The sequence below is a fragment of the Pseudomonas sp. GM80 genome, assembly GCF_000282515.1.
Taxonomy (GTDB): Bacteria; Pseudomonadota; Gammaproteobacteria; order Pseudomonadales; family Pseudomonadaceae; genus Aquipseudomonas.
The window spans coordinates 57,723-73,261 of the sequence record NZ_AKJD01000080.1; the positions used below are offsets into that span (position 1 = coordinate 57,723).

At 58.7% G+C, this 15,539-nt stretch carries 15 protein-coding genes; 8 read left to right on the plus strand and 7 right to left on the minus strand.

The features are described 5' to 3' along the window. Nucleotides 1-287: 287 nt before the first annotated feature. Nucleotides 288-1,268, minus strand: a complete 981-nt coding sequence (locus PMI37_RS14180; protein ID WP_008081890.1) for a GlxA family transcriptional regulator — start codon at nucleotides 1,266-1,268, stop codon at nucleotides 288-290. Nucleotides 1,269-1,369: 101 nt separating this feature from the next. On the opposite strand from PMI37_RS14180, the gene PMI37_RS14185 reads away from it, so the two are divergent. The 7 genes from PMI37_RS14185 to PMI37_RS14215 all read left to right on the plus strand — a co-directional run bounded on the left by PMI37_RS14185 (nucleotide 1,370) and on the right by PMI37_RS14215 (nucleotide 6,586). Beyond that, entirely contained in the window at nucleotides 1,370-1,924 is a 555-nt protein-coding gene (locus tag PMI37_RS14185; RefSeq protein ID WP_008081891.1) for a cysteine hydrolase family protein, read from the plus strand. Nucleotides 1,925-2,167: 243 nt separating this feature from the next. Next, nucleotides 2,168-2,749: a YjfI family protein gene (locus PMI37_RS14190; protein WP_238552708.1), complete on the plus strand. Its 582-nt coding sequence runs from the start codon at nucleotides 2,168-2,170 to the stop codon at nucleotides 2,747-2,749. Between the two features lie 17 nt (nucleotides 2,750-2,766). Beyond that, nucleotides 2,767-3,465 (plus strand): PspA/IM30 family protein, encoded by a 699-nt coding sequence (locus PMI37_RS14195; RefSeq protein WP_008081893.1) that lies wholly within the window; start codon nucleotides 2,767-2,769, stop codon nucleotides 3,463-3,465. A gap of 175 nt (nucleotides 3,466-3,640) precedes the next feature. Further along, nucleotides 3,641-4,279 (plus strand): DUF2491 family protein, encoded by a 639-nt coding sequence (locus PMI37_RS14200; protein WP_008081894.1) that lies wholly within the window; start codon nucleotides 3,641-3,643, stop codon nucleotides 4,277-4,279. Between the two features lie 14 nt (nucleotides 4,280-4,293). Beyond that, the gene (locus PMI37_RS14205) at nucleotides 4,294-4,719 is read left to right on the plus strand and encodes a DUF350 domain-containing protein (RefSeq protein ID WP_008081895.1); all 426 of its coding nucleotides are present in this window, start codon (nucleotides 4,294-4,296) and stop codon (nucleotides 4,717-4,719) included. Nucleotides 4,720-4,736: 17 nt separating this feature from the next. Then, nucleotides 4,737-5,426, plus strand: a complete 690-nt coding sequence (locus PMI37_RS14210) for a DUF1190 domain-containing protein (RefSeq protein ID WP_008081896.1) — start codon at nucleotides 4,737-4,739, stop codon at nucleotides 5,424-5,426. A 2-nt stretch (nucleotides 5,427-5,428) separates the two neighbouring features. Continuing rightward, entirely contained in the window at nucleotides 5,429-6,586 is a 1,158-nt protein-coding gene (locus PMI37_RS14215) for a glutathionylspermidine synthase family protein (protein ID WP_008081897.1), read from the plus strand. A gap of 171 nt (nucleotides 6,587-6,757) precedes the next feature. On the opposite strand, the gene PMI37_RS14220 is transcribed toward PMI37_RS14215, so the two are convergent. Both PMI37_RS14220 and PMI37_RS14225 read right to left on the minus strand, forming a co-directional pair. Further along, on the minus strand, nucleotides 6,758-7,282 hold the full coding sequence (locus PMI37_RS14220; protein ID WP_008081898.1) for a single-stranded DNA-binding protein: 525 nt from the start codon (nucleotides 7,280-7,282) through the stop codon (nucleotides 6,758-6,760). 9 nt (nucleotides 7,283-7,291) lie between these two features. Then, a complete protein-coding gene (locus PMI37_RS14225; RefSeq protein ID WP_008081902.1) occupies nucleotides 7,292-8,689 on the minus strand; it encodes an MFS transporter in 1,398 nt (465 codons plus the stop codon). 191 nt (nucleotides 8,690-8,880) lie between these two features. Between PMI37_RS14225 and uvrA the strand changes: the two genes are divergently transcribed. Beyond that, nucleotides 8,881-11,715, plus strand: a complete 2,835-nt coding sequence (gene uvrA / locus PMI37_RS14230; RefSeq protein WP_008081903.1) for an excinuclease ABC subunit UvrA — start codon at nucleotides 8,881-8,883, stop codon at nucleotides 11,713-11,715. Nucleotides 11,716-11,784: 69 nt separating this feature from the next. Here uvrA and bfr read toward each other — a convergent pair whose 3' ends face one another. The 4 genes from bfr to PMI37_RS14250 form a co-directional block, all read right to left on the minus strand. Continuing rightward, nucleotides 11,785-12,252 carry a bacterioferritin gene (gene bfr / locus PMI37_RS14235; RefSeq protein ID WP_007918444.1) on the minus strand — a complete coding sequence of 156 codons (468 nt, stop codon included), beginning with the start codon at nucleotides 12,250-12,252 and terminating at the stop codon, nucleotides 11,785-11,787. Nucleotides 12,253-12,401: 149 nt separating this feature from the next. After that, a complete protein-coding gene (locus tag PMI37_RS14240; RefSeq protein ID WP_008081904.1) occupies nucleotides 12,402-13,856 on the minus strand; it encodes a catalase in 1,455 nt (484 codons plus the stop codon). 240 nt (nucleotides 13,857-14,096) lie between these two features. Further along, complete coding sequence (gene rplQ / locus PMI37_RS14245) at nucleotides 14,097-14,483, minus strand: 50S ribosomal protein L17 (protein WP_003176402.1); 387 nt, start codon at nucleotides 14,481-14,483, stop codon at nucleotides 14,097-14,099. A 42-nt stretch (nucleotides 14,484-14,525) separates the two neighbouring features. Next, nucleotides 14,526-15,527, minus strand: a complete 1,002-nt coding sequence (locus PMI37_RS14250) for a DNA-directed RNA polymerase subunit alpha (protein ID WP_003186012.1) — start codon at nucleotides 15,525-15,527, stop codon at nucleotides 14,526-14,528. Nucleotides 15,528-15,539: the final 12 nt, after the last annotated feature.

Sequence of the window (15,539 nt, forward strand, 5' to 3'; positions counted from 1 at the left end):
CCATCGGTTCGATGACTGTAGCGGTGAACGGTGCAGAGATCAGGCCAACGGCCGCTCTGCGAAAATCTGTGGCTAATCAAAAACTTGGCAAAATCATACTGGCACCACGCCTGCTTCAATCTGCACGACGCTCGATAAAACCTCGGCAATTTGCACGATTCTCCAACCCATGGAGAACCTTGTGGGAGCTGGCTTGCCAGCGATAGCGGTGGCTCAGTCACCGACGTATGAACTGAAAGACCCAATCGCGGGCAAGCCCGCTCCCACAGGGTAATGCAGTGTCTGGACTAACGCATCAAACCGAATCGCGCCCGGTAATCACTCGGCGCCAGCCCGGTGATCTTCTTGAAGATCGCCCGGAACGCGCCAGGGTCCTGATACCCGACCGTCCACGCAATATGGTCGATGGTGCCATTGCTGAATTCGAGCATCTCGCGGGCCTTGCCGACGCGCAAATGCTGGCAATACTCGGTCGGTTTCAACCCGCTCGCCGCGCGAAACCTGCGCAGGAACGTACGTTCCTCAAGCCCCGCCCGCTGCGCCATCGCCGTCAATGAAACATCCGTCGCGCCAGTGCTTTGCAACCAGTGCTGGACCTTGAGAATAGCCGCATCGCCATGATTTAGAATCGGCGCAAAATTGCTCCCGCACTCACTGGCGCTGTCGCTGTGTTCGATCACCAGAAACCGTGCCGTGCCGGAGGCAATGCTCGGCCCGAGCAACCTGTCGACGAGGCGCAACCCCAGCTCCGACCAAGCCATCAAGCCAGCGGTGGTAATCAGGTCGCCGTCATCGACGATTGGCGTATCGGCTTTCAATTTGATCTTCGGGTATTGCTCGGCGAACGCCTTGGCTGATGTCCAGTGGGTGGTGGCGCTCCGGCCATCGAGCAAACCGCTTTCCGCCAACATCAGCGAACCGACGCAGACGCCACCCAGCGTCGCGCCACGGGCATGTTGATCGCGCAACCATTGCGCGAGGCTGGCCGGCATTTGCGCGGCGTTGAAGCCGGCAATTGACGGCGGAATCAACACCGCCAGCAGCTCACTTTCGGTATCGGGATGACTGTCAAAGACCCGCGCCGGCGGTTGATCACCGTCGACCTGCCAATGGCTGACCCGCAGTACCGGCAATTGCGCCGCCTGATGTTCAGCGGCAATCCGGTTGGCCACGCCGAACAGATCGGTCAAGCCATGCACCGCCGCCATCTGCGCGCCGGGATAGATCAGCACGCCGAGTTCAGCGATGGCGGCTTTTTCTGCGCCCATTGTCAGTTTTCCCCTGTCTATTGTCGGTGCGGCCAATCCCCGAGTCGCTGACCAGCGCCAATACTGAAGCCACTTCCAGCCAACCTGTCGAGGACACCACCATGGCCAAGCAAGCGCTCATCGTAGTCGATATCCAGAATGACTACTTCCCTCAAGGCAAGTGGCCGCTGGCCGGCGCCGACGCCGCTGCGGACAACGCCGCACGACTGATCGAAACGTTCCGCACAGCAGGCGATTCAGTGGTGCATATCCGCCACGAATTCACCTCGCCCGATGCGCCGTTTTTCACCCCGGGTTCGGAGGGTGCCAAGCTGCACCCGAAAGTGCTCAATCGCGCCGACGAACCGGTAGTGCTCAAGCATTTCGTCAATTCCTTCCGCGAAACCGAACTGCAAGCGATCCTTGATGAACAAGGCATCAAGGAGCTGGTGGTGGTCGGCAGCATGAGCCACATGTGCGTCGACGGCATCACCCGCGCAGCGGCCGATCTGGGCTACAGCGTGACGGTGATTCACGATGCCTGCGCCAGCCGCGATCTGCAGTTCAACGGCCTGACCGTGCCGGCGGCGCACGTCCATGCGGCGTTCATGTCGGCACTCGGTTTTGCCTACGCCAGCGTAGTCTCCACCGATGAATTCATCAGCGCCCAGAGCTGATTGAGCGCACGGCAATACCTCGTAAACACTCAGGCCCGCCTCGCTGCGGGCCTTCTTTTTGGCTGCCATGAAAATCTCACGCGTGAGTCATTGATGGCCATTTGATTTGGTTGTAGTGTGGCTCACGCGTGAGAGGGTCATAACGGAGTCAGTGCCATGAAAAGCCGCTCGCCCACAACGAAGTCAGAGCGTCCAAAGGGAGAGCACTCGAAAGCGTCCGCGAAAAAACCGTCGAGTTTCTATATGAAGCAGATGCGCGCGGGCCTGGCGGCCGCCGGTTATGTGAAACACGAAACTTGGGTGCTTCCGGAAAACCGAAGCTTGCTCAAGCAGATGGAGCAACAGCTACGCCAACCGATTCTGGCTGGCTCATTCATGTCGGAGAATTACATGAGCGCAGGCAACAACTGGAACATCGATAGCCTCTTCAACGCCCTCAAGGCCCTGGACGAGGTGGCTTCGCAAGAGATCACGCTGTCGCTGATCCAGAGCTCCGAAGCCAGCATCAAGCTGGAAATGAACGAATTCGGCGGCCTGCCGATTCACATCGCCCTGGCCGGCGCGCAGATCATCGTCGACACCGTGCTGGTGGACATCGACTCGATCTCTGACGTGCACGCCTTCAACGACGCCGTGCTGCGCAGCCGGGAAATGTTCCCGCTGTCGTCGATCGGGATCGAGTCGATGCCGAACGGCCAGACCGTTTACAACATGTTTGGCGCCCTCAGCGCCGACTCGAGCCTGACCAACGTGGTCACCGAGGTGAAAACCCTGGTCGACAACGTGCAGCGCGCGAGCGAAGCCTTCGAACACTTCTTCAAGTAATCCACAGGGAAAATCCAATGACTCAGTCCATCTGGAGCAAATTGTTCACCGCACTGCGCGGCGGTGCCAATGAAGTCGGCGAAGCCATCGTCGACCAGCAAGCCCTGCGTATTCTCGATCAGGAAATCCGCGACGCCGACACCGCGCTGTCGAACGCCCGTCGTGAGCTGGTCACCATCATGGCCAAGCACAAACTGGCCGCCGACCGCGTGAGCGAGTACGACGCCAAGATCAAGGATCTCGAAGCCAAGGCTGTCGCGGCCCTCAACGCCGGCCGTGAAGACCTGGCGCTGGAAGTGGCGGAAGCGATTTCGACCCTGACCAACGATCTGGACACCGAGAAAAAACAAAGCGACGAGTTCGGCACCTACGCCGACAACATGCGCAAGGACATCAACAAGGCGGAAGCGCGGATCAAGAGCCTGCGCCAGCAAGTGGACATGGCCAAGGCCCGTGAAAGCGTGCAGAAAGCGCAGGTCAGCGCCTCGATCGCCAGCGGCGGTGCCAACGGCAAACTGGAAACCGCAGTGGGCACGCTGAACCGTCTGCAAGCCAAGCAGCAGCAACGCGCTGCCGAGCTGAGCGCGGCGGACGAACTGGCCGACGCCTCGAGCGGCAACGATCTGGATCGCAAACTGCGCGAGGCCGGCATCACGCCGAACGAAGGCAGCGCCAATGCGATTCTCGAGCGTCTGAAGCAAAAGTCCGCCCAATAACACCGCAACCTGGTCTGTGTAGGAACTGCCGCAGGCTGCGATCTTTTGATCTTGATCTCAAAAGACAAAATCAAAAGATCGCAGCCTGCGGCAGCTCCTACATGAGGGCTGGGCCGGTACACTGGCCGCGCTTTTTTGCCGACGAATACCTCCACCCGCTTCAAGGAATGTACCCATGGGATGGTTCAAAGATTTGCTGGGCAGCCACGCGGCGCCAACGCCAACCGTTGCCATCGGCCCGCTCGGGATGGCTCAGGGCAAAGGCCTCAGGTTCGATTCGACCCTGGCGCTGTTGCTCGACGGTTCTAGCTCGGTAAGGGTGCCTGTCGATCAGGCAATCTGGAGCGCCGGCTGGGTCGACCTCGGCCAGTCCAACAAACTGCACCGCTATTACACCAACGACGAGGATTTCTGGGTACAGATCCACGTCACCGGTGACGATCAGATCGAATCGGTGATCCTGTTCAATTACCTCAGCTACGTCACCGTCAACAGCGACGCTGAACTGCAGCGCCTGGCCGGCGCCAACAGCGCAATCGGCCTGCCGACGTATACCCACGAAGGTGTCGAGTACACCCGCGAATGGGGCACTGAACAAGGCCAGACCGAACTGGTACCGCTGACCGAGCACGTGGCCAATCCCGACGAGAGCTACACCGTCGAACATCGCTCGATGCTCTATGCGCGTGAAACCGGCTTGACCGATCGCCGTGAATTGCTGCTGTTCTCCGTCGAACAGGACGAAGAAGGCACCGTCAGCCTGAGCACTTCGCTGGGCATTTCGCTGTACACCACTGACTTGAGCACCATCTAAAAAGGAAGTTCTTCATGCTGGAAGTGCTGGCCGTTTCCCTGAACAAGACCGCTTTGGTCGGCTTCATCGTCTACCTGTTCGGCGCCGTAGTGCTGTTCATGCTGTTCCAATTCGTCTATACCCGCCTGACCCCGCACAAGGAGTTCGAGCTGATTCGCTCGGGCAACAACGCTGCGGCCATTGCGCTGTCTGGCGCAATCATCGGTTTCGCGATTCCGGCGAGCAATGTCATCGCCTTTTCGGCCAACGTCCTCGATTTCGTGCTCTGGGCCGTGATTGCTGCTGTCGTGCAGTTGCTGGCGTTCCTCGCGACCGGGCTGGTGCTCAAAGACACGTCCCAGCGCATCGCCAACGGTGAAGTCGCTTCCGGCATCTACGTTGCAGCGGTGGCGATCAGCGTCGGCATGCTCAATGCCGCGTGCATGACACCGTCCAACTGATCGGCAGGAAGCCTTAGATGAAACGAAGCAAATACGTTCAGTTGTCCCTCGCCGCATCGGTGGCCTTGGCCATCTCCGGCGAAGTGGCCGCCGTCGATCAGCCGCGCAGTTTCCAGAGCGTGGAACAGTGCATCGATGCCGAAGTGGCCGCCGATGCCTGCTCGAACGCCTACGTCGCCGCCCTGACCGAACACCGGCGCATTGCCCCGGCGTACGACGACAAGGACAAATGCGATGCGGACTTCGCCGCCGGCTGGTGTCAGAAAAATTCCGCCGGCCGTTTCGTGCCCAAGCTTGGCGGCTTCAAGGTTGCGCAAAACGCTGAAGCAACGCAGGACCTCGATGCCCTCGCCGACGCGCAAATGCCCGCAGGCGACGCGGCCGCGGCGCAAAATGTGCAAAGCACCTCGCACAGCTCCAGCGGCTCGAACAATGGTTTGCTCACCGGTTGGCTGATCGGCAACGCGATGAGCAACAACGCCAATCGCACGGTTTACCGCGATCGCGACACCCGGCAAACCTACGACACCTCGGCGCAGTACCGCAAAATCGAAAGCGCACCACGCAGTCAGCCGGATTACGAGAGCACGAAAAGCAAACCGGTGAATGTCGCAGCGTCGACCTCCCGTGGCGGATTCGGCAGCCAGTCCACTGCACGCAGTGGCTGGGGTGGCTGGGGCAGCAGTTCCGGTCGTTCGAGCAGCTGACCATGAAAAAGGTCCATTGCGCCGAGCGCCCCGACTGGAAACAGACTGCCGAGAGCCTCGGTTTCATGTTTCACACCATCGACGACGAGCCTTACTGGGACGAAAGCGCGTATTACCAGTTCACGCTCGCGCAGATCGAAAACGATCTGGAAGACCCGACCACCGAACTGCACGAGATGTGCATGGATCTGGTCGACCGCGTGGTCAATAGCGAGGAACTGCTGGATCGCCTGAGCATTCCGGCGCCGTACTACGACATGATCAGAACCTCCTGGCGCGAAGGTCATCCGCATCTGTATGGGCGCATGGACTTTTCCTACAGCGGCAACGGCCCGGCGAAATTGCTCGAGCTCAACTACGACACGCCCACCAGTCTTTACGAAGCGGCGGCGTTTCAATGGGGCTGGCTGGAACAATGCATCGAACGCGGGACCCTGCCGCCTCACGCCGACCAGTTCAACAGCATAGATACCCAACTGCATCAGGCGTTTGCCGAGTTGCAACTGAAGCGGCCGTTCTACTTTGCCTCGATGAAAGATTCGGTCGAAGACAAAGGCACCACGGATTACCTGCGGCTGATCGCGGAAAAGGTCGGCATCGAATCGCGGCACATCGATATTGAAGACATCGGTCTGACGAGCGAGGGTCGTTTTGTCGACCTGGAAGATCGCTGGATCCCGCACCTGTTCAAGCTGCATGCCTGGGAGTTCATCTTCCACGAACCGTTTGGCGCTGCGATTGCCGAGTGCGACACGCAGTTTTTCGAACCGGCGTGGAAGGCGATCCTGTCGAACAAAGGCGCATTGCCGTTGCTGTGGGAAATGCACAAGGGCCATCCGAATCTGCTGGCGGCGCATCTCGATCCGAACCCGGCCAGTGCGGTGCCCAAGGGCTGGGTGCGCAAGCCGTACTTTTCCCGCGAAGGTGCGAACATTGAGTTGCAGACGGCTGAAGGCCTGATCGTCAAAGAGGACGGGCCCTACACCGATGCGCCCTTTATCCTGCAGGAATTTGCGCCGTTGCCGAAATTTGGCGACAGCTACACGCTGATTGGCTCCTGGGTGATTGGCGACCAGGCGGCGGGGATTGGCGTGCGCGAAGACAACAGCCTTATCACCAAAGACTCCAGCCGCTTTCTGCCGCACCTGATCCTCGATTGAACCACGCGCCCTGTAGGAGCTGCGGCACGCTGCGATCTTTTGCCTTTGTTTTTAAGATCAAAAGATCGCAGCGTGCCGCAGCTCCTACAGGGATCGCGTGTTTTGCAGGCACAAAAAAGGCCCGTCGTATAAGCGACGGGCCTTTTTATTTGCAGCGGTTACAACAGCAAATCAGAACGGGATATCGTCATCAAAGCTGTCGAAATCCGGAGCCGGTTGCGGTGCGGCCTGCTGTGGAGCCGGGGCCGAACGCTGTTGTGGAGCCGACTGCTGCGGACGCGGCGCCTGCTGGCGCGGGGCCGGAGCGGACTGCTGGTAGTTGTTGCCACCGCCTTGTTGGTCGCCCTGTTGTGGACGGCCGCCGAGCAGTTGCATGGTGCCTTGCATGTCGACCACGATTTCGGTGGTGTAACGCTTGATACCGTCTTTTTCCCACTCACGGGTCTGCAGCTTGCCTTCGATGTAAACCTGCGAACCCTTGCGCAGGTATTCGCCGGCGATTTCGGCCACTTTGCCGAACATCGAAACACGGTGCCACTCGGTCTTCTCGACCTTCTGACCGGTTTGCTTGTCGGTCCACTGTTCGCTGGTTGCCAGACTCAGGTTGGTCACGGCGTTACCGTTAGGCAGGTAGCGAACTTCGGGATCCTGGCCGCAAGTGCCGACCAATATGACTTTGTTAACCCCACGGGCCATAACGTTCTCCTAAGCGCCGCAAGCAGCCTCGGCCGGGTTGTTCACCAGGCGTTCGAGGGTGTCGCGATCCACTAATTCTTTGTCCAGTTTGATGTAAACAGCCGCTTCGTCAGCAACTATCACTGCATCGGTTACCCCTACGAGGGCCTTGAGGCGCTCGACCAGACCCGCTTCGCGGATCGCCTCGGGCGACAACGGCAAGCGCAGGCTCGTCACGTAGGGAGGTTCGCGCATGGTAACAGCAAAGGCCAGCCAAAGTGCAGCCAGCCCGGCACATCCAAGGAACACAACCGACAGACCGCCATGCTGAAACAACCAGCCGCCGAGTATCCCGCCAAGAGCCGAACCGAGGAACTGACTGGTGGAATACACGCCCATGGCCGTGCCCTTCCCGCCCGCCGGTGAAACTTTGCTGATCAGCGACGGCAATGAAGCCTCCAGCAGATTGAACGCGGTGAAAAACACCACCGTACCGATCACCAGAGCCCGCAAGCTGTCACCGAACTGCCAGAAGAATAGCTCAGTGAGCATCAACGTCATGACGGCGCCGAGCAAAACTCGTTTCATTTTGCGTTTCTTCTCGCCATAGATGATGAACGGGATCATGGCGAAGAACGAAATCAGCAGCGCCGTAAGGTAGACCCACCAGTGCTGCTCCTTGGGTAGCCCGGCTTTTTCCACCAGCGCCAGAGGCAGCGCGACGAAGCTCGACATCAACATGGCATGTAACACAAAGATGCCCAGATCGAGGCGCAACAAGTCAGGATGCTTGAGCGTCGGCATCAGAGCCTGACGTGCCACACCGGACTCGCGGTGCGTCAGCGGTCCAGTGGACTTGGGCACCATGAACATCACGATGACGATACCCACCAGCGCCATGCCACCGGTGGCCAGAAACAACCCGGACAAGCCGAACGCACGGGTCAGCAAAGGCCCGACGACCATGGCCACGGCGAACGACAGGCCAATGGTCATGCCGATCATCGCCATGGCTTTGGTGCGGTGTTGCTCGCGGGTGAGGTCCGACAGTAATGCCATGACCGCCGCCGAAATCGCGCCGGCACCTTGCAGGATCCGGCCGGCAATCACGCCCCAGATCGAATCGGCTTGCGAGGCCAGCACACTGCCGAGGGCGAAGACGATCAGCCCGAGGTAAATCACCGGGCGACGGCCAATACGGTCGGAAATGACCCCGAACGGGATCTGGAAAATCGCCTGGGTCAGGCCGTAAGCGCCGATGGCCAACCCGATCAGGGCCGGGGTCGCTCCCGCCAGATCCATGCCATAGGTTGCCAGGACCGGCAACACCATGAACATGCCCAGCATACGGAAGGCGAACACCAGGGCCAGACCGCTCGCTGCGCGGGTCTCGCTGCCACTCATGCGTTCGCTGTGGGGATCATGCATGGAAAAACCTCGTGTGAACCGGCGGCGATTCTACCAGTCCCATCGAAAGACGGGGTAGATCGCGACGCTTTGACGCGTACAGATGAAACACTCTTCATTCAGGGCAAACAACGCTACGCTTGATAGTGTGCATCCATCCAGTATTTGCCCGTATACTCTTACGCTTTCGACGCCCGCCGAGCGAGGCCACTTTGGACAAGATCCTGATACGTGGGGCCCGTACCCACAACCTGAAGAACATCGACCTGACCCTGCCACGGGACAAACTGATCGTCATCACCGGCCTGTCCGGATCCGGCAAGTCGTCCCTGGCCTTCGACACACTGTACGCCGAAGGTCAGCGCCGCTATGTCGAATCGCTGTCGGCCTATGCACGCCAGTTCCTGTCGATGATGGAAAAACCCGACGTCGACACTATCGAAGGCCTGTCGCCGGCGATCTCCATCGAACAAAAGTCGACCTCGCACAACCCGCGATCCACGGTCGGCACCATCACCGAAATCTACGACTACCTGCGCCTGCTCTATGCACGCGTTGGTACGCCGCGCTGCCCGGATCACGACATTCCGCTGGAAGCGCAGACCGTCAGCCAGATGGTCGACCTGGTGCTGGCACAGCCCGAAGGCAGCAAACTGATGCTGCTGGCGCCGGTGATCCGCGAGCGCAAAGGCGAGCATCTCTCGGTCTTCGAAGAGCTGCGTGCGCAAGGTTTTGTCCGCGCCCGGGTCAATGGCCGGATCTGCGAGCTCGACGAGCTGCCGAAACTGGATAAACAGAAGAAGCACTCGATCGACGTGATTGTCGACCGCTTCAAGGTTCGCGCCGATCTGCAACAGCGTCTGGCCGAATCGTTCGAAACCGCGCTGAAACTGGCGGACGGCATTGCACTCGTGGCGCCGATGGACGACGAGCCAGGCGAAGAGATGATCTTCTCCGCGCGCTTCGCCTGCCCGATCTGCGGCCACGCGATCAGCGAGCTGGAACCGAAGCTGTTCTCCTTCAACAACCCGGCCGGTGCCTGCCCGACGTGCGATGGTCTGGGGGTGAAGCAGTTCTTCGACATCAAGCGACTGGTCAATGGCGAACTGACGCTGGCCGAAGGCGCGATACGCGGCTGGGACCGGCGCAACGTCTATTACTTCCAGATGCTGGGTTCACTGGCGTCGCACTACAAGTTCAGCCTGGAAAAACCGTTCAACGAACTGACCGCCGAGCAGCAGAAACAAATCCTCCACGGCAGCGGCTCGCAGAACGTCGACTTCAAATACCTGAACGACCGTGGCGATATCGTCAAACGATCGCACCCGTTCGAAGGCATCGTGCCAAACCTGGAGCGTCGCTACCGCGAGACCGAGTCGGCCAGCGTGCGCGAAGAGCTGGCCAAGTTCCTCAGCACTCAGTCGTGCCCGGATTGCCGTGGTACGCGTTTGCGTCGTGAAGCGCGACATGTATGGGTAGGCGAGAAGACCCTGCCTGCGGTAACCAACCTGCCGATCGGCGATGCCTGCGTTTACTTCGGCGAGCTGAAGATGACTGGTCGTCGCGGTGAAATTGCCGACAAGATCCTCAAGGAAATCCGTGAGCGTCTGCAGTTCCTCGTCAACGTCGGTCTCGATTACCTATCGCTGGATCGCAGCGCCGACACGCTGTCCGGTGGTGAAGCACAACGTATTCGTCTGGCCAGCCAGATTGGTGCGGGCCTCGTCGGTGTTTTGTACATCCTCGATGAACCGTCCATTGGCTTGCACCAGCGCGATAACGATCGGCTGCTTGGCACGCTCAAGCACCTGCGCGACATCGGTAATACGGTGATCGTGGTCGAGCACGACGAGGACGCGATTCGCCTTGCCGACTATGTCGTCGATATCGGCCCGGGTGCCGGTGTGCACGGCGGGCAGATTGTTGCCGAAGGTACGCCGGCCGAAGTCATGGCGCATCCGGATTCCCTGACCGGTAAATACCTGTCGGGCCGAGTGAAGATTGAAGTGCCGGCCAAACGTACGCCACGCAACAAAAAGCTGACCCTGTCGCTCAAGGGCGCACGCGGTAACAACCTGCGCAATGTCGATCTCGAAATCCCGATCGGCCTGCTGACCTGCGTGACTGGCGTGTCCGGCTCGGGCAAGTCGACGCTGATCAACAACACCCTGTTTCCGCTGAGCGCCACGGCCCTCAATGGCGCGACGACGCTGGAAGCCGCCGCGCACGACAGCATCAAAGGCCTGGAACATCTCGACAAAGTCGTCGACATCGACCAGAGCCCGATCGGTCGCACGCCTCGTTCCAACCCGGCGACGTATACCGGGCTGTTCACGCCAATCCGCGAATTGTTCGCCGGCGTACCCGAGTCGCGCTCCCGTGGTTACGGCCCGGGGCGTTTCTCGTTCAACGTCAAGGGCGGTCGCTGCGAGGCGTGCCAGGGCGACGGTCTGATCAAGGTCGAAATGCATTTCTTGCCGGACATCTATGTGCCGTGCGACGTGTGCAAGAGCAAGCGCTACAACCGCGAAACCCTTGAGATCAAATACAAGGGCAAGAACATCCACGAAACTCTCGAAATGACGATCGAGGAAGCCCGGGTGTTCTTCGACGCGGTGCCGGCGCTCGCGCGCAAGCTGCAAACCTTAATGGATGTAGGTTTGTCGTACATCAAGCTCGGACAGTCGGCGACCACGTTGTCCGGCGGTGAAGCGCAGCGGGTCAAGTTGTCCCGCGAACTGTCCAAGCGCGATACCGGCAAGACCCTGTACATCCTCGATGAGCCGACGACTGGCCTGCACTTTGCGGATATCCAGCAGTTGCTCGATGTGCTGCATCGCCTGCGCGACCACGGCAACACCGTGGTGGTGATCGAACACAACCTCGACGTGATCAAGACGGCCGACTGGCTGGTGGATCTCGGGCCGGAGGGTGGTTCCAAGGGTGGACAGATCATTGCCGTGGGTACGCCGGAGCAAGTGGCCGAGATGAAACAGTCTCACACCGGCCATTACCTCAAGCCGTTGCTGATCCGCGATCGGGCGTAAACGCCTGGCATGAAAAAGCCCCTGTCACTTCAACAGTGACAGGGGCTATTTTTTTTGTCTCTACTGCGATCAGGAGGTGTGCGATTGTAGGTAGTTCTCGAGACCGATCAGTTTGATCAGGCCCAACTGCTTTTCGAGCCAGTAGGTGTGATCTTCTTCGGTGTCATTCAACTGAACCCGCAGGATCTCACGGCTGACGTAGTCTTTGTGCTGCTCGCAAAGTTCGATGCCTTTGCACAGCGCAGCGCGAACCTTGTACTCAAGGCGCAGATCCGCTTCGAGCATCTCCGGCACGGTGGTGCCGACATCCAGGTCATCCGGACGCATGCGCGGCGTGCCTTCGAGCATCAGAATCCGGCGCATCAATGCATCAGCGTGACCGGCTTCTTCTTCCATCTCGTGGTTGATTCGCTCGTAGAGCTTGGTGAACCCCCAGTCCTCATACATCCGCGAATGAACGAAATATTGATCACGCGCGGCCAGTTCGCCGGTCAGCAACGTGTTGAGGTAATCGATTACGTCTGGGTGGCCTTGCATCGCCCTACATCTCCCTACTTGAAAGTCTGTAGTTTGAACCAACCTGACTGGAAGGTCACCCGCTTAGCGCAATAAAAGCGAAGATATTCTGAGAAAAGCAGCCTAAATAACGCAAAAACCGCCCAAATGAGGGCGGTTCTGCTTCTCGTTTAGACTTCGTTAAGCTGTACGTTGAGCAGCTTTGCGATTGCTTCTCCATACGCCGGGTCGGCTTTGTAGAAATGCTGCAGTTGGCGATCGACCACATCAGTCGAAACTCCGCCCATCGCACCGGCGATGTTGCTGACCAGCAAGGATTTCTGCTCGTCGCCCATCAAACGGAACAGCGCGCCTGCATGGCTGTAGTAATCGGTGTCTTCGCGATGATCGTACCGATCAGCCGCACCGCTCAGGGCCAACGCCGGCTCAGCGTAATGCGGAGCCTGTTTCGGCGATTCGATGTAGCTGTTCGGCTCGTAATTCGGTGCTGCGCCGCCATTGCTGCCGAACGCCATCGAACCGTCGCGCTGGTAAGTATTCACCGGGCTGCGTGGCGCGTTCACCGGCAGTTGCTGGTGATTGGTGCCTACGCGGTAGCGATGCGCATCGGCGTAGGCGAATACGCGACCTTGCAGCATGCGATCCGGCGAAAGACCAACGCCTGGCACCATGTTGCTTGGGCCGAACGCGGCTTGCTCAACTTCAGCGAAATAGTTCTGCGGGTTGCGGTTCAATTCCAGTTCGCCCACCTCGATCAGCGGGAATTCCTTCTGCGACCAGGTCTTGGTCACGTCGAACGGATTCTCGTAATGCGCTGCCGCCTGGGCTTCAGTCATGATCTGAATGCATACGCGCCATTTCGGGAAGTCACCGCGCTCGATTGCCTCGAACAAATCGCGCTGGGCGTAATCCGGATCGGTCCCGGCAAGACGGGCTGCATCCGCTGGCGCGAGGTTCTTGATCCCTTGCTTGGTCTTGTAGTGCCACTTCACCCAGTGACGCTCGCCTTCAGCGCTGATCAGGCTGTAAGTGTGGCTGCCGAAGCCGTGCATGTGACGGTAGCCGTCTGGAATACCGCGATCGGAGAAGAGGATGGTCACCTGGTGCAGCGCTTCAGGCGAATGCGACCAGAAGTCCCACATCATCTGCGCGCTTTTCAGGTTGCTTTGCGGCAGACGTTTTTGCGTGTGGATGAAATCAGGGAATTTCAGTGGATCGCGAATAAAGAATACCGGCGTGTTGTTGCCAACAATGTCCCAGTTACCTTCTTCGGTGTAGAACTTCAGCGCAAAGCCGCGCGGATCACGCTCAGTGTCGGCAGAGCCGCGCTCGCCACCCACTGTGGAGAAGCGCAGGAAAGTCGGAGTTTGTTTGCCGACCGTTTCGAACAGCTTGGCGCTGGTGTACTCGGTAATGTCACGAGTCACTGTAAACGTGCCGTATGCGCCCGAGCCCTTGGCGTGCACGCGACGCTCAGGGATGTTTTCACGGTTGAAATGGGCGAGCTTCTCGATGAGGTGAAAATCGTCGAGCAGCAGCGGGCCACGTGGGCCGGCGGAGCGAGAATTCTGGTTATCAGCGACAGGTGCGCCACTGGCGGTCGTAAGCGTTTTGATCTGGCTCATACGGTCTTCTTCCTCTGTCAGTCTTGAAACTGCCGGCTAATCGGCTTGCTGGGAAGTATTGATCATCCATGTGACAGCCACAAATTCATTAACTTGCAGACATCGATAGATAATTACTAATTATGATTCCCAGCGCATAGTGACAACAGAACAGGGTCAGATACTTGTACGAACAGCGCATTTTCTTGCGGACACAAAAAACCGGGCACTAGGCCCGGTTCTTCGTTTCAGACTGACGTCTTACTCGGCGGATACAGCTTCGCCAGCAGTAGCACGATCAACCAACTCGACGTACGCCATAGGCGCGTTGTCGCCAGCGCGGAAACCGCACTTGAGGATGCGCAGGTAGCCACCCTCACGGGTAGCGTAACGCTTGCCCAGGTCGTTGAAGAGCTTACCAACGATAGCTTTCGAACGAGTACGGTCGAAAGCCAGACGGCGGTTAGCCAGGCTGTCTGTCTTGGCCAGAGTGATCAGCGGCTCAGCAACGCGACGCAGTTCTTTGGCTTTCGGCAGTGTAGTTTTGATCAGCTCGTGCTCGAACAGCGACACCGCCATGTTTTGGAACATGGCCTTGCGGTGCGAGCTGGTGCGGCTCAGGTGACGACCACTTTTACGATGACGCATGGTTCATTCCTTACCAAACACTACGTTCGGTGATTACGACGATCAGGCAGTCGCCTTGTCGTCCTTCTTAAGACTTGCAGGCGGCCAGTTGTCGAGGCGCATGCCGAGGGACAGACCGCGGGAGGCCAGAACGTCCTTGATTTCAGTCAAGGATTTCTTGCCCAGGTTCGGAGTCTTCAACAGCTCTACTTCGGTACGCTGAATCAGGTCACCGATGTAGTAGATGTTTTCCGCCTTAAGGCAGTTAGCCGAACGTACAGTCAGTTCCAGATCGTCAACCGGGCGAAGCAGGATCGGATCGATCTCGTCTTCCTGCTCGACAACCACTGGCTCACTGTCACCTTTGAGGTCGACGAACGCAGCCAACTGCTGTTGCAGGATGGTTGCAGCGCGGCGAATAGCCTCTTCAGGATCCAGAGTACCGTTGGTTTCCAGATCAATAACCAGCTTGTCCAGGTTGGTACGCTGCTCGACACGGGCGTTTTCCACCACGTATGCGATACGGCGAACCGGGCTGAACGAAGAGTCAAGCTGCAAGCGACCGATGCTGCGGCTTTCGTCTTCATCGCTCTGACGCGAGTCGGCTGGTTCATAACCACGACCACGAGCTACGGTGAGCTTCATGTTCAGGGCGCCGTTAGACGCCAGGTTAGCGATTACGTGATCGGGATTAACGATCTCGACATCATGATCCAGCTGAATATCGGCAGCGGTAACCACCCCCGAACCCTTCTTCGACAAGGTCAGCGTAACTTCGTCACGACCGTGCAGCTTGATGGCCAGACCTTTAAGGTTCAACAGGATTTCAATTACGTCTTCCTGTACACCTTCGATGGCGCTGTACTCGTGGAGCACACCGTCAATCTCGGCCTCGACTACTGCGCAGCCGGGCATTGAGGACAACAGGATGCGTCGCAGCGCGTTGCCCAGGGTGTGGCCAAAACCACGCTCGAGAGGCTCGAGAGTGATCTTGGCGCGGGTTGGACTGACAACCTGCACATCAATATGGCGGGGTGTCAGGAACTCATTTACCGAAATCTGCATGGATGCACCTAT